The following is a 21,200-nucleotide window of genomic DNA, read 5'->3' as shown; positions in this document are numbered from 1 at the left end:
AGTCACGACCAACCCATCCAAAAATCGACGCCGAAAGCAGCTTTCCAGGAAGCGCGCGCAACGCGTTTTTCGGCGTGACGCATGGATTGGGCGCGCTATTTGACCCTTCTGCGGCTGAAAGCTAGTTGAAAGCTTCGACGTCATAGGAAAGGGCAGCATCGTGGAGGAGCACGGTCAAGGTGGCCAGACGACGATGCAAGCACCAGGAGGAGATTTCCATGCGTTCTTCACGCAGCCTTTTTCAATCCGTAGCCCTTTCCACGCTTTTCGCTGCAGCATCTTTCGCTGCGAGCGCCGCAAACGCAGCCGACAAGATCACCATCATGGTCGGCGGTTATGAAAAGCAGATCTATCTGCCGGCCAAGCTCGCCGAATCGCTCGGGTACTTCAAGGACGAAGGCCTCGACGTCGAACTCCTGAACGAAGCTGCCGGCGTCGATGCCGAAAACCAGCTGCTGGCGGGCGCCGTCCAGGGTGTCGTCGGCTTCTACGACCACTGCGTGGACCTGCAGGCCAAAGGCAAGTTCGTCGAATCTCTCGTCCAGTTCAGTCAGGCGCCGGGTGAGGTCGAGATGGTCTCGAGCAAGCATCCGGAGATCAAATCGCCGGCCGATTTCAAGGGCAAGACCCTCGGCGTTACCGGCCTCGGCTCTTCCACCAACTTCCTGACGCTCTTCATGGCGTCGAAGGCCGGCCTGCAGCCGGGCGACGTCGTCACCGTTCCAGTCGGTGCCGGCGGCACGTTCATCGCCGCCATGCAACAGGATCAGATCCAGGCCGGCATGACGACGGAACCGACGATCTCGCGCCTGATCAAAACCGGCGAAGCCAGCGTTCTCGTCGACATGCGCACGGTCGAATCGACCCGAAAGGCGCTCGGCGGGACCTATCCGGCCGCCTCGCTCTATATGGAAACCGCCTGGGTCGATGCGCACAAGGACGAGGCACAAAAGCTCGCCAACGCCTTCGTCAAGACCCTGCGCTACATCAACACGCATTCTGCCGCCGAGATCGCGGACAAGATGCCGAAGGACTTTTACGTCGGCGACAAGGACGGCTACATCAAGGCTTTGAACGACGGCAAGGGCATGTTCACCACTGATGGCGTCATGCCGGAAGACGGTCCGAAGACCGTGCTTGCTGTGCTCTCGGAGTTCTCCAAGAACGTCAAGGGCAAGCAGATCGACCTTTCCAAGACCTACACGACGGAATTCGTCAAGAACGTCAAGTAACGCGTGCTATCGCTTCCGGCTTCAGCCGGAAGCGGCCTCCGATCGATCCATGGGCATTGCGTGCACGCGCCCTAAGGCACGCCTCAGGTATCATCATGCAACATGACAACAAGCAGATCCCGGCGATCGAGCTGATCAACGTCAGCCGGCGCTTCGTCTCGCCGACCGGAAAATCCCTCACAGCCTTGCGCGATTTCAACATGACGCTTGCACGCGGAGAGTTTGTCGCAGTCGTCGGCCCTACCGGATGCGGGAAGTCGACCACACTCAACCTCGTGACAGGTCTCGCACGCCCAAGTGCCGGCGAAGTCCGGCTGATGGGCGGGCCGATCACCGGCATTGACCGGCGTGTCGGCTTCGCATTCCAGACCGACGCGCTCTTTCCCTGGAAGAACGTCATCGACAATGTCATGGCCGGTCCACTTTTCCGGGGAAAGTCGCGCGCCGAGGCGGAAAAGAGCGCCCGCGACTGGATCGCCCGTGTCGGTCTTTCGAAATTTCTCCATCACTATCCCCATCAGCTTTCAGGCGGCATGCGCAAGCGCGTCTCGCTGGCGCAGACCTTCATCAACGAACCGGAAATCCTGCTGATGGACGAGCCGTTTTCGGCGCTCGACGTGCAGACCCGCACCGTCATGCATGAAGAACTCTTGAAGCTGTGGGCGGAGCGCAAGGCCTCGGTGGTATTCGTCACCCACGATCTCGAAGAGGCCGTGGCGCTCGCCGACAAGGTATATGTGCTCACAGCCGGGCCTGCGACGGTCAAGTCGGTCTACACGATCGATCTCCCCCGCCCGCGCGTGGTATCGGAGATCCGCTACGAGCAGAGCTTCATCGACTATTGCAAGACGATCTGGGAGGACCTCCGCGAAGAGGTCGAGACCAGCTACCGCCGCGCAAGCGAAGCGGCCTGAGGGAGGATATCATGGCACACACCACCCTTGAGGCCGGTTCGGCCACCATGTTTCGGCCGGGCACGTCTGATACAGAAATCGAGGCATCGGCGCTGAAGGCGATACGGCGGCGCAAATTGCTGGTGCGTTTCTGGCAGATCGCCATTCTGGTCTTCGCGATCGGCATGTGGGAACTCTCCTCCAACATGCAGTGGATCGACCCGTTCTTCTATTCGAGCCCGAGCGGCGTCGTTCAGCGCCTCTATGAATGGGCAACGGAAGGCACCACCGAAGGGTCGCTCTGGTACAATCTCTGGGTGACAATGGAAGAGGCGCTGATCGGCTTCTTCGCCGGCTCGATCACCGGCGTCTTCGTCGGTATCGGCCTCGGCCGCAACCGCTTTCTGTCGGACATCTTCTCGGTCTACATCAAGGCGATCAACTCGATCCCCCGCGTGGTCCTTGCTCCGATCTTCATCATGATCATGGGTCTCGGCCTGCCGTCCAAGGTCGCGCTCGCCTTCATCATGGTGTTCTTCGTCGTCTTCGCCAACGCCTTCCAGGGCGTGCGCGAGGCCGACCGCAACATGATCGCCAATGCCCGCATCCTCGGCGCGTCGGACTGGCAGGTGACCCGGACCGTGGTCATTCCTTCGGCAATGAGCTGGATCTTCGCCAGCCTGCACGTCTCCTTTGGTTTTGCGATCATCGGCGCGATCGTCGGCGAATTCGTCGGCGCCCGCTTCGGGATCGGCCAGCTCATCTCGATCGCCAAGGGCACGTTCGACGCGGCTGGCATGTTTGCGGCAATCCTGCTCGTCATGGTCGTCACGCTTGTTGCGGAATACATCATGACGTTGGTCGAGAACCGTCTGGCGAAGTGGCGGCCGCAGCAGCACCTCGACACGCCGTAATCAGATCGATCCTCCAAGGCAGATCGTACTGAAGGCCGGGCCCCATGCCCGGCCTTCTTTCATTGATGCAGTCAATCTTGAAAGAAACCTCGCCTCGGGTTCAGGTGAGCGGAAGCCGCACGGTAACGACAAGACCGCCGCCATCTGCATCATCGAGCGAGACTGAACCTCCCGCACCTTCGACGACCTCCCGAACGATCGCAAGCCCAAGACCGCTGCCCTCCGCTTCGGTCCCCATGATCCGGTAGAACCGTTCGAAAACCTGCTCTCGCTCCCCGTGGGGAATCCCCGGTCCGCTGTCCTCGACGGTAACGACAGCGTTGCCGTCCGCTTGCCCGACCGTGACGGTCACCCGTCCATTCGGGCGGGTATAGCGGATCGCGTTGTCTATGAGGTTGACCAGCATCTCGCGCAACATCGTCCCGTCGCCTTCGACGATGACGGGACCATCCGCTTCCAGACCGACGTCGATGTTGCGCCTCAGCGCCTCTTCAGCATGCGCCTCCAAAATCTCACGGGCTGCCTTGCTGAGGTCGGCAGCGTCGCTGCGCGGGCGCCGGCTTCCGGGCTCGGCGCGTGACAAGGTAAGGAGCTGGCTGGCGAGACGCGAAATCTGCTTCGTGCTGGTGCGAAGCGCAAAGAGCGCCTCGTCGCGGCGACCCGCATCGTCTTCGCGGGCCGCCACGCTCGCCTGGGTCGAAATCAGCGCCAAGGGCGTTCGCAGCTGATGGGCAGCATTCGATACGAACCGTCGCTGCGCGGCCATCTGGTTCTGGACGCGCTCCATGTAGTCGTTGAGTGCGTGAACGAGCGGTTGCAGTTCGCTCTGCACCATCTCCGGCGGCAGCGGATCGAGACGGTTGCGACCGCGCTGTCGCACAGCGTCCCGCAGTCGCAGAGCTGGCGCCAGGCCCCGTTGAAGCCCGAGGATGGTCACCAGGCTTGCGACGAAGAGGAGCACAAACTGCTTCGAAAAGTCCGAGAGCCACAGCTGCCGTCGCATCGCGTACTGGCTGTTATGGGTCACGGCGACGGTCACGGAGATGGTGCCGTCATCGGGCAGCCCGACGACAGGATGGTCGAGCATTATGACGCGCACATCGGCGCCATGAAACGCGCGATCCTCACCTGCGCGATGGATGGCCGGCAACGGCAGGTCGGGAACGCCGCTCACAAGACTGCCCCACGCAGTGATCACCTGATAGGACACCCGGTCACCGAAGCCTGTATCGAACATCTCCAGCGCGGAAGGCGGCACGTCCACTTGAACATTGCCGCCCTCGTCGACGCGGACGGCCTCGGCGATGACCCGGGCCGAGGCCAGAAGCGTTCGATCGGTCACCAGCTTTGCCGTCGCGTCGGCCGTCCAGAAGCTGTCGTAAAGATTGAAGCCGATGGCGCCGAGCAGGGTCAGCAGCACCCAGCAGAGCAGTTGCGCCCTCAGGCTCCGGCTGAGCCGCGCGATCGTCGCGCCCACCTTTGTGACGAGGCTACTGGACATGTCTGAGGAGATAACCGAGCCCACGCAACGTCGCGATCTGAACCGAGCTGCTCTCGAGCTTCTTTCGCAGCCTGTGGACGTAGATTTCGATGGCGCTCGGATCCGCCTCGTCGTCGAAACCGAACACGCTTTCAGAAAGCGTGGCTTTCGAGACGGTGGTGCCAAGCTTCATGACGAGCTGCTCAAGGACAGCATATTCTCGCGGCGTCAGTTGCAGCAGCTCATCCGCGACGAAAAACTGCCGCGTCCCACCGGAAAAACGCAGGTTTCCGACGGTGATTTCCGACGATGCGCGATCCTGCCCGCGGCGCACCACCGCGCGGATTCTCGCTTCGAGCTCGGCGATTTCGAAAGGCTTGGCGAGATAATCGTCGGCGCCGCTGTCGAGCCCGGCCACACGCCCATCCAGGCTCGCATTCGCGGTCAAGATGATGACCGGCAGCTTACTTCCCGACTGCCTCAATCGCTTCAAGAGCGTTAAGCCGTCAAGCTTGGGCAGCGCAAGGTCGAGGATCATTGCCGAATACTCGGCAACCTTGAGCATATGCTCGGCGTCCTCGCCGTCATGGGCGATATCGATAGCATATTGCGCCTGTCGCAGGGCTTTCCCCAGCCAGGCCGCCAGATCCTTGTTGTCCTCCACCACAAGCAGTCGCATCCGACCTCCTTAGCATGGGCACATGCTCTGACGGAAGCGACGCGGTTTCTCTGCTATCAGGCGTGCTCAGCTTCGCCTTCGGCAGCAACGGCTGCGACGTTCCGGTCGACGGCGCCCGGCGCTTCCGTTCCCCAGATTTCGACCTGCGTCAGCGCCGGATAGGGCGAGCCGTCCTCCGCCTTGATCAGGCCATGCATTTCGACCCATTCGACGATGCAAGGTTCGATGGAAAAACCCTGCGCGGCGCCGGATTTCACCAGCGGAAAAGAAGAGGTTCTGCCATTCGAGAAGGTGACGCTGGCTTTCTCCCACCAGGAATCATGCGGGAAGTCGGCCCGGAGGTAGAAGACGATCTCATCGATCCGGACGGGCCTGCCGAACTCCACGGTCAGCGCGGCTTCAGGATCGCGATTGATGCCCCAGCTGGTGTAAGGCCAGAAGCCATGATCGTCGTTGGCCTTTTCGCCGTCGATCGCGTTGCGCGCCGCAAAGACCGCTTCCCCTCGGGTTTCGACATTGGCGCGCGCATGCGGAAAAAGCGTCCGATTGGCGTGATCGTCCCAGGGGTTCAGGGCGAGATTGCGCCGCTGGGCGATCTCATCGGGCCGCGCGCTTTTTGCTGAAAGCCGATGGATATCACCCTTAAAGGCGTTCGGCGAATAGGACTTGCGCTTGTCGCCGAAGGGCACGGCGAAGCAATAGTCGCTTTCCCTGATATAGACGAGGCCGGGCTGGATCGCGCTGTCCAGCGCCAGGAACACATGCCCGAGTTCTGAAGCTTCTACGACGACGCAATCGCCCTCGCGATAGCTCTGGCGATAGACTAGAAACGTCTCGTCCTGCCCAGTGGAGCTTGCCAGCACGAACCCATTGGCGTCCGTGATCTTTAGCGTCAATTTCATGCTCGTCCTCCTCAGACGATCCGCAATCTCAGGACCCTGCCGGGAAACGATAGGCGCAGCCGGTAGATTTTTTCCGGCCAGGCCGCTCTCAGCCTGATGTCGTCCACGTCGATCTCATCGATTTCGATCGGCCCACTGCCGTCGGCGAAAATGCTGCCGAGATCGGCGAGATCGATCCTGTCCGAGGTGACGGTCGGTGCCAGGCAAGTCATCAGCGACAGGATGGCCGGCTTGCCGCCGTCATAGGTGTCGACGATCTCGACATGGCGGCCGCGCAGCAGGGAAACGACGCGACGGTAGCTGTGCAACTGCGCTTCGGCGGGGTAGGCGCCAGATATATCGAGAGAGATGCGCGCGCTCTGCTCGTCATACCCGACCTCGACATTGCGCGCGCCGAGCGCTTCGCCGGCGGATTGCATGACGCCTGCGAAGGTCGGCAGGTTGTGAAAAGCCGACTGCATCGTCCATATCTCGTAGCGCTGCGCCGAAAAGGTCTTTGCAGTATAGGTCTCGACACCGACATCGATCAGCAACGGACGACCGTTCTTATAGAGCGTCACGCTTCCGACATCGTTGTGATTGTGGCCCTCGCCGTTGTTGCCGCCCTTGACGGCAAGCGAAAACTGCTCGTCGCGAGCGATGAACAGACCAATGCCGGGATAGAAGATCTCGCGCCTGCGCGCATGACGCGGGTGGACGGCAGCGGGAAGCGTCGGGCCGACCAGCAGTTCCTGCACGCGATACCAGAGGTTCCATTCCCCGGGCAGGTGCGGATTGTCGGCGGCGACCCTGTCGGCTGCGGCGAACTCGGCCAGCATCGGCGAGCCGACCGCTTGTCCGAATAGGTATTCCCGCGCACTGCAGGGTTCGACCACCGCGGAAGAATCGGCGAAGTTGAAATAGTAGCGGCCGGCGACATGCATGTTGGCGATATATTCGGCCATGTTGCGGACCTTCGGCTGCTGCCAGAACCTGGCAAACAGGCCCGGGGCCACGGTATCGAGGATGGTCAATGCACCGTGGAGGCAAAGCGCGGCGTGGCGGTAGTAGACGACGCCCTCCTCGCAGGCGCCGTCCTCGGCGTAGTCCTTCAGGAAAGCATCAAGACTGCCGAGTGCCTTTCTGACGACGGCGTGGCGCGTCGCCTGATCTGTTTTCAGCGAAAAGACCGTCAAGAGGACGTTCTGGGTTATCCATGCCGTCCAGTTGTTCATCCGCTCATCGTCGCGGCCCATCCACCAGAAATGCCGGGCGAGATAGGGCGTAAGGATGCGGGCCTCGATCTCGCGGTCCACCCGTGCGGTGATCTCGGGGCTGATGCCGTCGAGTTCGTCGCCGAGCAAGGCGACGATAGTGGCAAGCAGGGCAGCCGTTTCGGCTGCGAAGAGATCGACGACCGGTTGCGAATTGTCGGGTAGCGGCAGCCGCGCGCCGCTGCGTTCATAGGCATTATGCGCCGGAAGCTGCCAGCCGCTTTCCTCGACGATCAGGAAGATGCCGTCGACGATCTTCGGCAGGAACCGGGCTGCACCTTCGATAAGTTCGCCAAGCACCAGATTGTTGAGCATCCGGCGCCGTGTGAAATAGAGCTCCTCGAAGCGCGAACGGTTGCCCGTCGCGGTGAACGCCCGGTAGTCCGACGCAGTGATAACAGGCCAGGCCCGCGCCAGAGTCTCTTCGGCCTCCCGAACGACCAGTTCGCGCGTCGCCTGCGGCACGGAATTCCATCTGACGCGATCGGAGCAGACCGCCCCGGGCGTGAAATCGCCCAGCACATCCGGCAGCTCTCCTGAAATCTGACTGAACATGTCTCTCCCCGTACCGGAAAAGCATTGATGGACGTCTGCTTTCCCGCCCACTTATCATATGTATTTTGCGATTTCCATAAAATTCATATGACACGTTCAGAACTTGTTTGACCAATAGGGGATTTGTGCTATGTCGATGCGAGAGGAAGAGGAGGCATCGGTGTCCCTATCGAATTCGGTCATCGCAGCGGATGGCGCTCTGGCAGCCTCCGGCCGGAAGGTCACGGTCCTGTCCAAGCGCCAGCGCAGGATACGCAACGCGCTTGTCGCCTACTCCTTCATTGCGCCGAATTTCATCGGCTTTGCCGTCTTCACGCTCGGCCCGATCCTGTTCGCCTTCGCGCTCGCCTTCATGCATTGGGACGGCTCGAACGCGATCACATTCGCGGGCCTCGACAACTTCTGGCGGCTGTTCGAGGACAAGGCCTTCATCGCGGCGTTCTGGAACACGGTTATCTACACGGTCGCCTCCGTGCCGGCGACGCTCGTCTGCGCCCTCGGCCTCGCCGTTCTCCTCAACCAGAAGATCGTCGGGCGCGATTTCTTCCGCACGGCGATGTTCTTCCCTTATGTCGCCTCGCTGGTCGCCGTCGCGGTCGTCTGGAACATGATCTTCAACCCCGAGATGGGACCGGTGAACATGGCCCTCTACACGCTCGGCCTCGACCCGAAGAACATGCCGGGATGGGCAGCCGATCGCCACTGGGCGATGGTGACGGTGATCCTCTTCGGCATCTGGAAGAACATGGGGTATTACATGGTCATCTATCTGGCCGGCCTGCAGGGCATCAATGCCGAACTCTACGAGGCCGCCGACCTCGATGGCGCCAATTCCTGGCAGAAATTCATCCATGTCACAGTGCCGCAGCTCGGCCCGACGACCTTCTTCGTGACCGTCATGCTGACCATCCAGTCCTTCAAGGTATTCGATCAGATCTACATGATCACCCAAGGCGGACCCGGCACCTCGACGCTGGTCCTCGTCTACCACATCTACAACGAAGCTTTCATTTCCTGGGATCTCGGCTATTCCAGCATGGTTTCGCTGGTGCTGTTCTTCCTCGTCCTCGCGGTCACCGTCTTCCAGTTCCGGCGCCAGAGGGAGGACGAGGCATGAGGATCGCCGGACGCAAGGTGACCGTCGGGACGGTCGCGATCTATGCCATCGTCATCGCCGTCACGCTGATCATGCTGATGCCCTTTGCCTGGATGCTTTCGGCATCGCTGAAGCTCAGCCGCGACGTGTTCGCCTTCCCGATCGAGTGGATACCGTCCGTACCGCAATGGCAAAACTACGTCGATATCTGGACGAAGATCCCGCTCGCCCTCTTCATCTACAACACCTCGAAACTGACGATCATCGTCACGCTGCTGCAGCTTTTGACCTCCAGCTTTGCGGCCTACGCCTTCGCCAAGCTGAATTTTCCCTATAAGAACACTCTGTTCCTCGGCTACATCGCCACCATCGCCATGCCCTGGCAGGTCTATATGGTGCCGCAATTCCTGCTGATGCGCGAATTCGGCCTCAACAACACCCATCTGGCGCTGATCTGCCTGCAAGCCTTCACCGCCTTCGGCGTCTTCCTCATGCGGCAATTCTATATGTCGATTCCGACCGAACTTTGCGAGGCGGCCCGCATCGACGGCATGAACGAGTACCAGATCTGGGCACGCATCATGCTGCCGCTGTCGAAGCCGGCGCTCTCGACCCTGACGATCTTCACCTTCGTCACCACGTGGAACGACTTTCTCGGGCCGATGATCTATCTGACCAAGACCGAGCTGAAGACGGTCCAGATCGGCCTGCGCATGTTCATCTCGCAATATTCGGCCGAGTATGGGCTGATCATGGCGGCCTCCGTCGTCGCGCTCATCCCGGTTCTCGTCGTCTTCCTTGTACTCCAGCGCTTCTTCGTCGAAGGCATCGCCTCGACCGGATTGAAGGGTTAGGCCATGAACGCCATTTCCTCAGTCGCCCCGCAGCCGATCACCGACGAGGAGGTGAAAACCGCGCTCGATCTCGCTGTCGATCAGATCCGGCGCAACCTTCCCGAATTCACCCATGCCGCGCAGAACCATTCGAGCGTCAAGAATTTCTACCCCGCTGTCGCCAACGACCAATGGACAGCAGGCTTCTGGCCGGGAGAGCTGTGGCTCGCTTTCGAACACAGCGGCGAGGCAGTTTTCCGAGATGCCGCGCAGACCCAGGTCCAGTCGTTCCTGCATCGGATCATTAACCGCATCGAGACCGATCATCACGACATGGGCTTTCTCTATTCGCCCTCCTGCATCGCCGCCTGGAAGCTCGTCGGAGACGAGGATGGGCGCCGGGCTGCGATCCTCGCCGCCGACCAGCTGATCGAACGTTTTCAGCCGATCGGCCAATTCATCCAGGCCTGGGGCCGCAAGGGTAAAGCAGAAGAATACCGCTACATCATCGACTGCCTCTTGAACCTGCCGCTTCTCTACTGGGCAAGCCGCGAGACCGGTGATCCGAAATACCGCGAGATCGCGCTCATCCACGCCCGCACCACGCTCGCCAATTCGGTGCGGCCTGACGATTCCACCTATCACACCTTCTATATGGACCCGGTCACCGGAGCGCCGGTGCGCGGCGCCACCAAGCAAGGCTACAAAGACGACAGCGCCTGGGCGCGCGGACAGGCCTGGGGAATTTCAGGCATGGCGCTCTCCTATCGTTACGAGCGGATTGAGGAATATCGCCAGACCTTCGACCGGCTGCTCACCTTCTATCTCAACCGGCTGCCGGCCGACATGGTGCCCTATTGGGATCTCGTCTTTTCGGACGCAGACGGCGAGCCGCGCGACAGCTCGTCGGCCTCAATTACCGCCTGTGGCCTTCTGGAGATGGCCGATCTCGTCGAAGCCGAAGCCGCCGAGCGTTATCGCACGCTGGCGCGGCGGATGATGAAGAGCCTGGCCGACCACTATGCGGTCAAGGATCCCACGATCTCCAACGGCCTGGTGCTGCACGCCACCTATTCGAAGAAATCACCCTTCAACACCTGCCGCGGCGAGGGCGTCGATGAATGCGTCTCCTGGGGAGATTATTATTACATGGAAGCTTTGACGCGCCTTTCGCGCCGCTGGTCTTCCTATTGGTGAATTCAGGAGGACCCGATGGCCAGCATTTCGCTTAAAGAGCTGAACAAATCCTACGGCGCGCTCACCGTCGTCCACGACATCGATCTGGAAATCGCCGATAAGGAATTCATCATCCTGGTCGGCCCTTCCGGCTGCGGTAAATCGACAACGCTGCGGATGATCGCCGGCCTCGAGGAGATCTCGGGAGGAGAACTGAAGATCGGCGGCGACCTGATGAACGACGTCCCCTCCAAGGATCGGGATATCGCCATGGTCTTCCAGAACTATGCGCTCTATCCGCATATGACCGTCTACAAAAACATGGCCTTCGGCCTGCAGCTCAGAAAAGTATCGCGAGACTTCATCGATGCCCAAGTGCAGGATGCAGCCAAGATCCTCGACATCGCCCATCTCCTGAACCGCAAGCCGAAGGCGCTTTCGGGCGGCCAGCGCCAGCGCGTCGCGCTCGGCCGCGCGATGGTGCGCAATCCCGCCGTCTTCCTTCTCGACGAGCCGCTTTCCAATCTCGACGCCAAGCTGCGCGGCACGATGCGCTCCGAAATCACCAAGCTGCATAAGCGCCTCAACGCCACGTTCATCTACGTCACCCACGACCAGGTGGAGGCCATGACCATGGCGGACCGGATCGTCGTCATGAAGGACGGCCACATCCAGCAGGTCGATACGCCGCAGAACCTCTACGATCGTCCCGTCAACATGTTCGTCGCCGGCTTCATCGGCGCGCCGCAGATGAACATGCTGCCCTCGACTGTTCAGCGCCGGGGCGACGGCTATGTCGCCGTCTTCGATGGTCGGGAATTGCCGCTGCCTGATCATTTCGACAAGGGCAGGATCGCACCCTATGAGGGACGTGAACTGGTGCTCGGCATCCGGCCTGAGAATTTTCACGAACTGCCGCCGGCCGACATCTCGGAAGAGAATCTGGCGCCGCTGGATGCGGTCGTGGAACTTGCAGAACCAATGGGCTCGGAAGTGCACCTGAACATGGTGGCGGGCGGCCGCAATCTCATCGCCCGGGTCTCGCCGCGTTTCCGTCCGGCGATCGGCGAGACGGCAAGGCTCGTCGCCGACATGAGCAATGCGCAGCTGTTCGACAAGGAAACGGAACGCTCGATTCTTTACTGAGGCGACTGCGGGAGAAGGCTATGCAGCGGTTGCGGGACATGTGGACGAGGGAGGGGCCGGGCATTCGAAAGGATGCTCCGAAGCGGACCGGTCTTGCCTTGTTTGCCGAGATCCTCGCCCGCGAATGGTGGGAGATGGTCAAGCTGAACGTCCTGTTCATCCTGGCTTCGCTCTTCGTCGTAACGCTGCCGGCCGCGCTCGCCGCCATGGCCCGCGTCTCGGTGGCCTTCGTGGAGGATCGCAACACCTATCTCCTCAGAGAGTTCACCGAAGCTTTTCTGCGCTACTTCTGGCGCGCCACCGCCTGGGGCCTGGCACTGACGGGCGCTCTTGCGATCTGCATCCATGCGATCATGACCTATGCCGCCGGCGCGCGGGATGACCTGTTGCTCGCCGCACCGCTGACGATCGCGCTCGCCGCCGCCGCCTTCGTCGCGGTTTTCGCCTGTCACCTCATCGTTTTGATGGTGATGCGCGATCTGCCGGCTCTCCGGCTGCTGCGGTTGGCTGCGCTCGCCTCCGTCCTCCGTCCGTTCCCGGCGCTTGCAGCGCTTACCTTCGTCGCCACACTGTGGCTGGCGCATATCCTCTTCTATCCGGTTTCCGCCTTCATGCCGGCAACCGTCAATTTTTCACTCGGAATGTTCGCCGTCGCATTCGGCGTCCATCGGGCGGCGGTGTTGGTGCTGGACTTGCCAGAGGCGACGCAGCCGCACCGTAAACCGCATGCACAAGACGCTTCATAAGATATCTGATTCAGAAACGATCCAGGGAAGGAGAACAGCAATGTATTTGGATAAACTCGGGAGGACGATGAAACTTGCCGTAGCAGGTTTCACGCTGGCAGCGGCAACGGCCGGCGTAGCGCTTGCCCAGGACGCGGTGACGTTGAAATGGGCTTTGTGGGACTGGGACAAGACCGCCTATTACAAGCCGCTGATCGAGGCCTATCAGGCCAAGCATCCGAACGTGAAATTCGAGCCGATGGATCTCGGTTCGCAGGACTACCAGCAGATGATTTCGACGCAGCTGACCGGTGGCTCTAAGGATATCGACATCGTCACCATCAAGGACGTACCGGGCTACACCAATCTGGTGCGTGCCGGCAATATCGCCGATCTCAGCAGCTTCGTGACCGAGCAGAAAATCGATCCAACTCCCTATGGCGGCCTGCTCGAGGAACTGACCATCGACGGTAAGATCTATTCCCTGCCGTTCCGCTCCGACTTCTGGATCGTCTATTACAACAAGGACGTCTTCGACAAATCAGGCGTTCCCTACCCCACCAATGACATGACCTGGGCGCAGTTCGACGCAACCGCCGAGAAGCTTTCGGGCGGCATGGGCGCCAACAAGACCTATGGCGCGCTCTTGCATACCTGGCGTTCGACCGTTCAGCTGCCCGGCATCCTCGACGGGAAACACACGCTCGTCGATGGCAACTACGCCTTCCTGAAGCCTTGGTACGAGCGAGCGCTCACCCTGCAGAAAGATGGGGCCATTCCTTCCTACGCCTTCCTGAAGACATCGAACACGCATTATTCGGCGCTCTTCTTCAACGGTACGATCGGCATGCTGCCGATGGGAACCTGGTTCGTCGGCACCCAGATCGCCAAGGTGAAATCGGGTGAATCGAAGAGCAAGAACTGGGGCATCGTGAAGTTTCCGCATCCGGACGGCGTAGCGGCCGGCACCACGGCTGCCCAGATCTCCGGCCTCGCAGTCAACGCCAATTCCGACCACAAGGCTGCCGCGCTCGATTTCATCAAGTTCGTCACCGGTCCCGAGGGCGCTGCAGTCATAGCATCGACGGGCACCTTCCCGGCGCTTAAGACCGCTGACGTCAGCGCAAAGATCGCCGCAACGCCAGGTTTCCCTGAGGACGCGGCCAGCAAGGAGGCTCTGATACCGTCGAAAGCCTATCTGGAGATGGCGGTCAACCCGAACGCTGCCAAGATCGAGGTCGTGCTCAACCGCGTCCATGACGCGATGATGACCGACAACACCTCCGTCGACGACGGCTTGAAGGAAATGACCGAAGGCGTGAAGGCCATCAAGTAGACTTCATGAGATGCCGACGGCCGCGGACCAGGACATGGCCCGCGGCCAATCCTGTTTCAGGAAATTTCCGAGCTGACGATGATATATGATCCCACCGCGGCCAACCCGCTTTCCGGCAATCCTCTGAAGACGCGCGACGACCTGGCGAAGGCCGTCATCGACCTCTTCGCACCGCTTCTGCCCTATTTTTCCGAAGGCGGCGCCCGTGTGCGCCTCGGTGCTACCGGCGCGATCTTCGACCGGGCAGCGGCGGATCTCGAAGGATTTGCGCGGCCACTGTGGGGCATTGTCCCGCTCGCGGCCGGCGGCAGCCATTTCCCGCATTGGGATCTCTATCGACGCGGACTGTCTAATGGGACCAATCCTAATCATCCCGAATATTGGGGCGATCTTGCCGACCGCAATCAGCGGCTGGTCGAGCTGGCTGCCGTCGGCTTCGCATTGGCGCTGGTGCCTGAACATATTTGGGAGCCGTTGAGCGATAGCCAGAAGAAGACGGTCGCCGCCTATCTCGTCGCGGCACGAGATCTCGAATTCATCGACAACAACTGGAAATTCTTCCGCGTCCTCATCGATCTCGGGCTGGAGCGCGTGGGTGTTGCGTTCGACCGTGGGAAAACCCTGACCTATCTCGACGAACTCGAGACTTTCGATCTCGGCGAAGGCTGGTATCGCGACGGGCCTGTGCGGCGGGTCGATCATTACATCCCCTTCGCCATGCATTTTTACGGCCTGATCTATGCCGTGCTGGCGCGTGGCGACAAGGCGCGTAAGGACCGCTTCCGCGATCGCGCCCGGACCTTCGCCGGGGATATCCGCCATTGGTTCGGCCCCGATGGCGCCGCACTTGCCTTCGGCCGTAGCCAGACCTACCGCTTCGCGGCCGGTGGCTTCTGGGGCGCACTTGCCTTTGCCGGCGTCGAAGCGTTGCCCTGGGCTGAGATCAAGGGCTACTACATGCGCCATATCCGTTGGTGGTCAGCCATGCCGATTGCGGAGCGAGACGGCGTTCTCTCCATCGGCTATGGCTATCCGAACCTGCTGATGAGCGAGAGCTACAACTCGCCCGGCTCGCCCTATTGGGCGTTGAAATTCTTCCTGCCGCTCGCACTTGCGGGGGATCATCCATTCTGGACCGCCGAGGAAGCGCCGCAGCCGGAATTTTCGGAGCCGGTTGCGTTGAAGCAAGCGGGAATGGTCGCCATGCACACACCGGGAAACGTCGTCGTGCTCTCCTCCGGCCAGCAGCACGACAAGATGCGCGGCGCAAACGAGAAATATTCGAAATTCGTCTATTCCACCCGCTACGCCTTCAACATCGAAGCCGACGACCGGAATTTTTCGGCCGCAAGCTTCGACGGCATGCTCGGCCTCTCCGACGACGGCGTCCACTTCCGCATGCGGGAAACCCTCGAGGAGGCGCTGATATCTGGCGATCGGCTCTATTCGCGCTGGCACCCTTGGAGCGATGTCACCGTCGAGACCTGGCTCATCCCCGAAAACCCCTGGCACATTCGCATTCACCGCATCGCCACGCCGCGGGCACTGAGCACCATCGAGGGCGGCTTTGCGATCGAACGCGCGGATTTCAATGCCGACCGATCCGAACAGGCGAAAGGCCGGGCTATCTGGTACGGCCAGACGGACGTCAGCGCCATCGTGGATCTATCGCCCGATCCGAGGGCCGGCCATGCGATGAGCCCGATCCCGAATACCAACCTCATCCACGCCAAGACCCTGCTGCCGCAGCTACGCGACGAAATCAGTCCGGGAACCACCTTGCTGGCAACCGCGGCAATGGCTTTGCCGAGCCGCGAAAACTGGACAAAGGCGCTGGGCAATCCGCCGGCTGGTCCGGATCTTGACGAGCTGGAGCGGTGCTTCCGTGAGAAAGGCGTGCGTGTGCCGGCCTTTGCTCTGTGGATGTAGCTGCAAATCCCGCCGGCGAGCCACTACGGGCTGACGGGATATGACGCGAGTTACGTCGCCCTGGGGAAAACACAGGGCCTGCCTCTGGCGACGGCCGACCGAAAGATGGCGGACGCCGCACATAGCGAAGGCATCACCATCCTTGGACCACTCGAGCGTCGTAAGGCTAACTGTGATTAGTCCGCTCGGAATAGTACGCTTCAGCGATCCGCTGCGCCAGTTCCGCCATTTGATCATCGGGTATCTGCAGAACGCCGTGTTCGGCCATCAACGCGTGGTATTGCTGCTCCTCAAGCGGGACGCCCGAAGGCAAGGGAACGACGTGAAAATGTAAATGGCTATTGGCTTGCTGACTGCCGAGCGAAAGCACATAAATTCGCTCGGCATCGAACACCCTTTTGAGGGCACGCGACAAAATGTGAACCTTCTCCTGTAGTCGCAGATATTCGTCTGCCGATATGTCTCGCGCCAGATCCTCACGGTGCTCCTTCGGACAGACAAGGCAATAGCCGGGCAGAGTGGGATATTTGCTCAGGAAAATGATGGTCTCGTCGTCGTCATAAACGCGATGATGAAAGAAGGCCGGGTCATCCTCGACCAAGCCGCAGATAAAGCATGGCCTTGTTCCGATGCCTTGCACATAGGCTTTGAGATTAAATGGTTCGCGTTCGATCATTCTGAACCTCTGCCATCTCACGCGTGGCTGCGGTCGCGGACCCCGGAACTACCACAAGCCATTCTCGGAAAACTAACGCAACAGTCAAACCCGCTGCCGACCATAGTATATTCGGATTACTCCGGATAATTATATTTATATTTTTGATGCAGCGATCGCAAACGGCCATTCAACGCAATATTGTTGAAATGAAACTCAGTAAGCGTAGTGATGTACTCGGCTTTCATTTTCCAATGCCAGAGGAGAAGGCAATGCCTACAATAATGGCCTATCACAATGTAAAAGACACAAAACACTGGCTCGCTTCACCTATGCGTAAACAGGTATTCGAACCGATCGGCGTCACGAACATTCGCACGTTTATAGACCCCCAAACGTCTAACCGCGTCGGCCTGGTCATGGACGTCGCCGATATGGAAAAGTTGATGGCCTTCATGCAGACCAAGGCAGCTGCCGACGCGATGGCGCATGACGGCGTCTTGCCCGAGAGTCTGGTGCTCCTCGTTCAATCATAACACGCGTCCCGACCAAACCTGAAAAATTCAACGCGGGAGGATGATATGACGACATTATTCGTGCGGCACGAGGTCTCCGACTACGCCGCCTGGCGCAAGATATATGATGGGTTTTCTCCGGTGCAGAAGGCCAACGGGGTGATGGCGCAAGCCGTTTATCGCGCGATCGACAATCCGAACGATATTACCGTCACCCACGAGTTTGCCACGCTGGAAGCGGCTCAGGCATTCAGCAAGCTTGACGAGCTGAAAACGGCGATGCGCACGGGAGGCGTGCTCGGCGCCCCGACGGTGTGGTTTACCAACAAAACGTGAAATGGATTGAAGACTTCGGGACGTTGGCACTCGCGGACACAAGCCGCGGGCCCGTTCTGTCGCATGGCTGACGTGAGCGATCATTCGCTACCGCCGATTGCCGAGCTGGGTGGCAATTGCCAGCGAACCGGGCGAATTTATTACCTGCTCTTCAGCTCGCGCAAGAGATCCAGGCCGCGCTGGTATTTTTCCGCGTTCCTGCCGGCCTGTTCGGCTTGACTGAGATTGTCTTCGAGGTCGGCCTGTTTGACCGGCAGGGCCAGCGGGTTTGATGCCGCACGTCTGACGAAGTCGTCATCCGGCTCGTCCGTCCGCCGCGTCAAAGCATCCACCGCGGAGATAATCCCCGGCGGAAAGCCTTCCTCCCTCAGCCTGTCGAGCGTCCACCCACTTCCCTTCTCGACGACGTCGTGAAGGTAGGCGACCGTTCGCGTCTCGTCGCCGGAAACCAGAAGCGCTACCCGCTGGCAGTGCTCGAAGAACGGCCGGTCGGTCTTATCAGCCTGCCCTTCATGCGCCTCGAGAGCGATTTGGATGGCGTGGTCGAGATGCTGCATGGAATTACGGCCCTTCGGCCTTCCTGATCTTCCGCTGAGACGGCTTTTCGCCTGTCGTCATCTCGATATCAGGCATGGTAGTCTCGGCGGCCCGGCCGGGCTTAGGTGGTTGCCGATCGAGATCGCCGCTCTCACCGGCGCCTTGAAGCAGCGCCGCATCATCCCTGTCGTCTTCATCGAGCAGGTCTTGCAGTGTCTCGTGCTCATCCTCGCCGGCCAGTTCATCGCAGGCTTGCAGCCAATGGCGCTGGTCCGCGCCATCCGGCCGGCCCTCGGCCTCCCAGATTTCGTAGGCGCGGCGACGTATCTGCTCGTGCTTGTCTGTAGCCATGACTTCCTCCGAGCGCATTCGAGTGAGCCGTTCGAATATACGGCCGGACTGCCGCTTAGGGCGTGTTTATGGTAGGAAGAAAATCCTCTACCTGTTTGCGCTCATCCTTTGAAAGGGTCTCCACCCTTTCCTTCCAGAAACGCTCAGCCTCCGGCGGATCCTCATCCCACTGGCGGACATCGGTGATGTTGTCGTCAATTTTTGACCGGCGGCGACCGCCAAGGCTGAGATATTTCTTCGCAAGCTTCAGGCTTGGGGTTTCGGTGTCGCTGTCTTCGTCTATCACCGCGCTTATATTGCTGCGGGCACTCTCCAATGTCCTGCGACGATCGTTCGCGGCCTGCTGCGTATCGGCGGAGCGCGCGTCGTCAGTGCCGCTTTCCGGCGGCACTGCGGATCTGGATACCATACCACTTGTCCTCCCATTCATTCAAAGGATGTTGCAATCCGATAACCCTCGCGGGTAGCGAGAGTTCCCGCCTATTGGCAATGATTTGAGCGGAGGATCGAGCAGGAGCACACGGCTGGTAATCCGGCCATCAATGAACGGCCATGCTCACCATCCGATAGGGATGCACAGCCTCGAACTGCGAGATCATCGCCGTGGCCTGGAGCAGCACGCGCTCGGCATTCTCGGGATCGTCACGGGCCAGTTCATCGGCGTTGACCCGGATCGCTTCCGCCATGTTGATGGAAAGTTCTGCAAACTGCGCATCGCCCTCGACAAGGGCCTCACGTGCCGTGTCTTCCAGCGTACGAGCGATATCGACGAAGATTTCCTCGCGTTCCTCAATGCTGAGGTCTTTGATTATGTTGGTCTTCTCTTCCATATCACTCACTCCAAAAACGTGTGTCAAAAAGACATCGGCCAAAAGACATCGGCCAAAAGACATGGGTCAGTAACCGAGCTCATCGAGCCTCGATCACCGGGAGCTAATAGCGCTGAAATGTGGATTCGAGCCTGAGCGCAGCTTGAACTCGCCTTTCAACACGGCACCATTCGCCTGGGCCGGGGGCAACTCAACTATCGTCTTTATTTCGAACGCCGGAGTCGATGATCGGTTCCCTGAAGGGGTGCATGACTGTTACGACAGGCGAACGCGGTGAAACAGGTCGGATACGTGACGCGGTCCGACATCTACGCGTCACGCACGATGCATACCGGTGTCAGCGCGGGTGCCGTCCAGAGGGTTTTCCCCGAAGAACGGTCATTTGCTCCTGCTGCACTTCATTTTCATCATTCAGAACGGCTCGCCAAAGCCTGTTGCCGAGCCGAACCGATACCCGCCTGGTGCCCTCATGTTCAGCGGTGCCGATTTCCACGGTGCTGACAACGGAGCCATGCCGCATGTGACGGCGCAGGTCGGCCAGCGACAGCCCGAACCGTTCCGCCAGTTCTGTTGATTCCAAAATGAAATTCCCATTCGGATCGCGCTCGATCAGCACCGGCTATCCTCCAACTGTGCTGCCCGATGGCACCCGGTTTGCGCCGCCACCCAGGCCACGGCCGGGATCGGGGCGCTGTCCTTCGGTAGCAGCCGCGCCACTGCGCTTAAGAGATCCGTCTGCGATATCAGGCCAAGGATGCGGTAATCGTCATCGACAATGATGACGGCATGCGTACGGCCGTCGCTCAGAACGGGCAATAGCGACAAAGCGGCATCCGAAGGTCTCGCTACCGCCGGCCTCGAGATCGCGCGCGCGATGGTCTCCGTACCTTCGGATAATTCCCGCAAGCCGACGGTGCCGATGAGGCGACCCTCTGGATCTTTCACCGGCAGGGTACGAATATTGTGCTTCAAGAGGAGATGCCGCGCGGCAACCGGTTCTGCAGCTTCGCCAATAGCGATTACGTCACGCGACATGATATCCGCGCAACTGATCTTGTCGTTGGAGCGGATGGCTGCCTGCAGCTCGACCTGCTGCAGCAGCCGGCCGAGGTCCGCCCGATCGACATCGAAGGTTTCGTCGAGCGCTTCGAGGGCGGCATCGACATCCTCCTCACGAAAACCCACCCGCACGGCCGATGGCAGATCGATCGTCTGATGGGTGTTCTCCGCCGGCTTCGGAACGACGTGCGGATAATTCCGCTTGGAAAGCTTGTGGAACAGCAGGCCGAGGCCGACGAGAATGCAGGAGTTCAAAGCGACGGGCACGAAGGGAAAGAGGAAACCCCAGCCGGCAACGACAGGACCGCCGAGCACCGCGGTCAGCGCCGCCGCTCCGCCAGGCGGATGAAGGCAGCGCGTAAAGGACATCGCGCCGATGGCAAGCGAAACGCCGACACCGGTCGCGATGATCGGATCGCGAATGAAGTAGGCGGCAATGATTCCCATGAGGGCGGAAATCGTATTACCACCGATGATCGACCACGGCTGCGCAAGCGGGCTTGCAGGCACCGCGAAAAGCAGCACCGCGGACGCCCCCATCGGCGCGACGATCAAGGGAAGATGCGGCCCCTGCCCGAACAGATAACCGCTGATGACGCCGGTAAAACCAATGGCCAGCAAAGCGCCGACACATGCAATCAAACGCTCTCGTAAGGTCGCGCCGGCCAGAATTGGTGAAAACAACCGGAAGCGACGGAGGCGGCTTAATCCCACCTTCGGGGAAACGGGATACGGCATGACAACACCAATTTTCAAGCGAGGATTATC

General features: G+C 60.2%; 23 protein-coding genes. 12 read left to right on the top strand and 11 right to left on the bottom strand.

All coding sequences use genetic code 11. The features are described from left to right. Positions 1-218: 218 nt before the first annotated feature. The 3 genes from HJB83_RS20730 to HJB83_RS20720 all read left to right on the top strand — a co-directional run bounded on the left by HJB83_RS20730 (position 219) and on the right by HJB83_RS20720 (position 3,039). Positions 219-1,232 carry an ABC transporter substrate-binding protein gene (locus HJB83_RS20730; protein ID WP_221115115.1) on the top strand — a complete coding sequence of 338 codons (1,014 nt, stop codon included), beginning with the start codon at positions 219-221 and terminating at the stop codon, positions 1,230-1,232. Between the two features lie 95 nt (positions 1,233-1,327). Then, positions 1,328-2,146 carry an ABC transporter ATP-binding protein gene (locus tag HJB83_RS20725; RefSeq protein WP_221132534.1) on the top strand — a complete coding sequence of 273 codons (819 nt, stop codon included), beginning with the start codon at positions 1,328-1,330 and terminating at the stop codon, positions 2,144-2,146. A gap of 11 nt (positions 2,147-2,157) precedes the next feature. Further along, on the top strand, positions 2,158-3,039 hold the full coding sequence (locus HJB83_RS20720) for an ABC transporter permease (protein ID WP_221115116.1): 882 nt from the start codon (positions 2,158-2,160) through the stop codon (positions 3,037-3,039). Between the two features lie 100 nt (positions 3,040-3,139). Here the strand turns inward: HJB83_RS20720 and HJB83_RS20715 are convergent, their stop codons facing one another. Genes HJB83_RS20715 through HJB83_RS20700 form a run of 4 tightly spaced genes read right to left on the bottom strand, consistent with a single transcriptional unit; the run spans position 3,140 to position 7,908 of the window. Next, positions 3,140-4,540, bottom strand: a complete 1,401-nt coding sequence (locus HJB83_RS20715; protein ID WP_221115117.1) for a sensor histidine kinase — start codon at positions 4,538-4,540, stop codon at positions 3,140-3,142. Further along, positions 4,530-5,198 (bottom strand): response regulator, encoded by a 669-nt coding sequence (locus HJB83_RS20710; RefSeq protein ID WP_007635395.1) that lies wholly within the window; start codon positions 5,196-5,198, stop codon positions 4,530-4,532. Before HJB83_RS20710 ends, HJB83_RS20715 begins: the two co-directional genes overlap by 11 nt. 56 nt (positions 5,199-5,254) lie before the next feature. Next, a complete protein-coding gene (locus tag HJB83_RS20705; RefSeq protein ID WP_221115118.1) occupies positions 5,255-6,100 on the bottom strand; it encodes a carbohydrate-binding protein in 846 nt (281 codons plus the stop codon). Positions 6,101-6,111: 11 nt separating this feature from the next. Next, positions 6,112-7,908, bottom strand: coding sequence for a heparinase II/III family protein (locus tag HJB83_RS20700; RefSeq protein ID WP_207584662.1), 1,797 nt, complete (start codon positions 7,906-7,908; stop codon positions 6,112-6,114). 130 nt (positions 7,909-8,038) lie between these two features. Between HJB83_RS20700 and HJB83_RS20695 the strand changes: the two genes are divergently transcribed. The 7 genes from HJB83_RS20695 to HJB83_RS20665 all read left to right on the top strand — a co-directional run bounded on the left by HJB83_RS20695 (position 8,039) and on the right by HJB83_RS20665 (position 16,149). Continuing rightward, positions 8,039-9,025 (top strand): carbohydrate ABC transporter permease, encoded by a 987-nt coding sequence (locus HJB83_RS20695; RefSeq protein ID WP_207584661.1) that lies wholly within the window; start codon positions 8,039-8,041, stop codon positions 9,023-9,025. Continuing rightward, entirely contained in the window at positions 9,022-9,858 is an 837-nt protein-coding gene (locus tag HJB83_RS20690; RefSeq protein WP_207584660.1) for a carbohydrate ABC transporter permease, read from the top strand. The genes HJB83_RS20695 and HJB83_RS20690 overlap by 4 nt, the downstream gene beginning before the upstream one ends. A 3-nt stretch (positions 9,859-9,861) precedes the next feature. Beyond that, positions 9,862-11,034: a glycoside hydrolase family 88 protein gene (locus HJB83_RS20685; RefSeq protein WP_207584659.1), complete on the top strand. Its 1,173-nt coding sequence runs from the start codon at positions 9,862-9,864 to the stop codon at positions 11,032-11,034. A 15-nt stretch (positions 11,035-11,049) separates the two neighbouring features. Then, positions 11,050-12,159 carry an ABC transporter ATP-binding protein gene (locus tag HJB83_RS20680; protein WP_207584658.1) on the top strand — a complete coding sequence of 370 codons (1,110 nt, stop codon included), beginning with the start codon at positions 11,050-11,052 and terminating at the stop codon, positions 12,157-12,159. Positions 12,160-12,179: 20 nt separating this feature from the next. Continuing rightward, positions 12,180-12,905, top strand: coding sequence for a YesL family protein (locus HJB83_RS20675; protein WP_207584657.1), 726 nt, complete (start codon positions 12,180-12,182; stop codon positions 12,903-12,905). Positions 12,906-12,945: 40 nt separating this feature from the next. Beyond that, on the top strand, positions 12,946-14,220 hold the full coding sequence (locus HJB83_RS20670) for a sugar ABC transporter substrate-binding protein (protein ID WP_221115120.1): 1,275 nt from the start codon (positions 12,946-12,948) through the stop codon (positions 14,218-14,220). Positions 14,221-14,298: 78 nt separating this feature from the next. Next, positions 14,299-16,149 (top strand): DUF2264 domain-containing protein, encoded by a 1,851-nt coding sequence (locus HJB83_RS20665; RefSeq protein WP_221159582.1) that lies wholly within the window; start codon positions 14,299-14,301, stop codon positions 16,147-16,149. A gap of 166 nt (positions 16,150-16,315) precedes the next feature. Here HJB83_RS20665 and HJB83_RS20660 read toward each other — a convergent pair whose 3' ends face one another. Continuing rightward, complete coding sequence (locus HJB83_RS20660; RefSeq protein ID WP_207584654.1) at positions 16,316-16,825, bottom strand: HIT family protein; 510 nt, start codon at positions 16,823-16,825, stop codon at positions 16,316-16,318. A 251-nt stretch (positions 16,826-17,076) separates the two neighbouring features. On the opposite strand from HJB83_RS20660, the gene HJB83_RS20655 reads away from it, so the two are divergent. Together HJB83_RS20655 and HJB83_RS20650 are read left to right on the top strand one after the other, a co-directional pair. Further along, entirely contained in the window at positions 17,077-17,340 is a 264-nt protein-coding gene (locus HJB83_RS20655; RefSeq protein ID WP_207584653.1) for a hypothetical protein, read from the top strand. Positions 17,341-17,385: 45 nt separating this feature from the next. Continuing rightward, positions 17,386-17,655, top strand: a complete 270-nt coding sequence (locus tag HJB83_RS20650; RefSeq protein WP_207584652.1) for a cyclase — start codon at positions 17,386-17,388, stop codon at positions 17,653-17,655. A gap of 140 nt (positions 17,656-17,795) precedes the next feature. Here the strand turns inward: HJB83_RS20650 and HJB83_RS20645 are convergent, their stop codons facing one another. From HJB83_RS20645 to HJB83_RS20620, 6 genes are all read right to left on the bottom strand, one after another. Then, positions 17,796-18,212: an HD domain-containing protein gene (locus HJB83_RS20645; protein ID WP_221132533.1), complete on the bottom strand. Its 417-nt coding sequence runs from the start codon at positions 18,210-18,212 to the stop codon at positions 17,796-17,798. Between the two features lie 4 nt (positions 18,213-18,216). After that, on the bottom strand, positions 18,217-18,543 hold the full coding sequence (locus HJB83_RS20640; protein ID WP_207584650.1) for a DUF2934 domain-containing protein: 327 nt from the start codon (positions 18,541-18,543) through the stop codon (positions 18,217-18,219). Positions 18,544-18,598: 55 nt separating this feature from the next. Next, positions 18,599-18,952: a hypothetical protein gene (locus HJB83_RS20635; RefSeq protein WP_207584649.1), complete on the bottom strand. Its 354-nt coding sequence runs from the start codon at positions 18,950-18,952 to the stop codon at positions 18,599-18,601. Between the two features lie 130 nt (positions 18,953-19,082). After that, on the bottom strand, positions 19,083-19,373 hold the full coding sequence (locus tag HJB83_RS20630) for a hypothetical protein (RefSeq protein ID WP_207584648.1): 291 nt from the start codon (positions 19,371-19,373) through the stop codon (positions 19,083-19,085). A 337-nt stretch (positions 19,374-19,710) separates the two neighbouring features. Then, a complete protein-coding gene (locus HJB83_RS20625; protein ID WP_207584647.1) occupies positions 19,711-19,989 on the bottom strand; it encodes a DUF6522 family protein in 279 nt (92 codons plus the stop codon). Next, a complete protein-coding gene (locus tag HJB83_RS20620) occupies positions 19,983-21,170 on the bottom strand; it encodes an HPP family protein (protein ID WP_221132532.1) in 1,188 nt (395 codons plus the stop codon). Before HJB83_RS20620 ends, HJB83_RS20625 begins: the two co-directional genes overlap by 7 nt. Between the last annotated feature and the right edge of the window lie 30 nt (positions 21,171-21,200).

Origin of the sequence: Rhizobium sp. NZLR11 (assembly GCF_019685115.1) — a bacterium.
Classification (GTDB): Bacteria; Pseudomonadota; Alphaproteobacteria; order Rhizobiales; family Rhizobiaceae; genus Rhizobium.
Note: the sequence above shows the minus strand (reverse complement) of the source record. Positions and strands in the feature narration are given on the sequence as shown.

Coding starts and splice junctions, on each gene's coding strand:
- HJB83_RS20620 (WP_221132532.1), bottom strand. CDS start 21,170: ATGCCGTATCCCGTTTCCCCGAAGGTGGGATTAAGCCGCCTCCGTCGC.
- HJB83_RS20675 (WP_207584657.1), top strand. CDS start 12,180: ATGCAGCGGTTGCGGGACATGTGGACGAGGGAGGGGCCGGGCATTCGA.
- HJB83_RS20660 (WP_207584654.1), bottom strand. CDS start 16,825: ATGATCGAACGCGAACCATTTAATCTCAAAGCCTATGTGCAAGGCATC.
- HJB83_RS20685 (WP_207584659.1), top strand. CDS start 9,862: ATGAACGCCATTTCCTCAGTCGCCCCGCAGCCGATCACCGACGAGGAG.
- HJB83_RS20695 (WP_207584661.1), top strand. CDS start 8,039: ATGTCGATGCGAGAGGAAGAGGAGGCATCGGTGTCCCTATCGAATTCG.
- HJB83_RS20650 (WP_207584652.1), top strand. CDS start 17,386: ATGACGACATTATTCGTGCGGCACGAGGTCTCCGACTACGCCGCCTGG.
- HJB83_RS20705 (WP_221115118.1), bottom strand. CDS start 6,100: ATGAAATTGACGCTAAAGATCACGGACGCCAATGGGTTCGTGCTGGCA.
- HJB83_RS20630 (WP_207584648.1), bottom strand. CDS start 19,373: ATGGAAGAGAAGACCAACATAATCAAAGACCTCAGCATTGAGGAACGC.
- HJB83_RS20640 (WP_207584650.1), bottom strand. CDS start 18,543: ATGGCTACAGACAAGCACGAGCAGATACGTCGCCGCGCCTACGAAATC.
- HJB83_RS20715 (WP_221115117.1), bottom strand. CDS start 4,540: ATGTCCAGTAGCCTCGTCACAAAGGTGGGCGCGACGATCGCGCGGCTC.
- HJB83_RS20655 (WP_207584653.1), top strand. CDS start 17,077: ATGCCTACAATAATGGCCTATCACAATGTAAAAGACACAAAACACTGG.
- HJB83_RS20680 (WP_207584658.1), top strand. CDS start 11,050: ATGGCCAGCATTTCGCTTAAAGAGCTGAACAAATCCTACGGCGCGCTC.
- HJB83_RS20665 (WP_221159582.1), top strand. CDS start 14,299: ATGATATATGATCCCACCGCGGCCAACCCGCTTTCCGGCAATCCTCTG.
- HJB83_RS20725 (WP_221132534.1), top strand. CDS start 1,328: ATGCAACATGACAACAAGCAGATCCCGGCGATCGAGCTGATCAACGTC.
- HJB83_RS20710 (WP_007635395.1), bottom strand. CDS start 5,198: ATGCGACTGCTTGTGGTGGAGGACAACAAGGATCTGGCGGCCTGGCTG.
- HJB83_RS20730 (WP_221115115.1), top strand. CDS start 219: ATGCGTTCTTCACGCAGCCTTTTTCAATCCGTAGCCCTTTCCACGCTT.
- HJB83_RS20720 (WP_221115116.1), top strand. CDS start 2,158: ATGGCACACACCACCCTTGAGGCCGGTTCGGCCACCATGTTTCGGCCG.
- HJB83_RS20690 (WP_207584660.1), top strand. CDS start 9,022: ATGAGGATCGCCGGACGCAAGGTGACCGTCGGGACGGTCGCGATCTAT.
- HJB83_RS20700 (WP_207584662.1), bottom strand. CDS start 7,908: ATGTTCAGTCAGATTTCAGGAGAGCTGCCGGATGTGCTGGGCGATTTC.
- HJB83_RS20635 (WP_207584649.1), bottom strand. CDS start 18,952: ATGGTATCCAGATCCGCAGTGCCGCCGGAAAGCGGCACTGACGACGCG.
- HJB83_RS20645 (WP_221132533.1), bottom strand. CDS start 18,212: ATGCAGCATCTCGACCACGCCATCCAAATCGCTCTCGAGGCGCATGAA.
- HJB83_RS20670 (WP_221115120.1), top strand. CDS start 12,946: ATGTATTTGGATAAACTCGGGAGGACGATGAAACTTGCCGTAGCAGGT.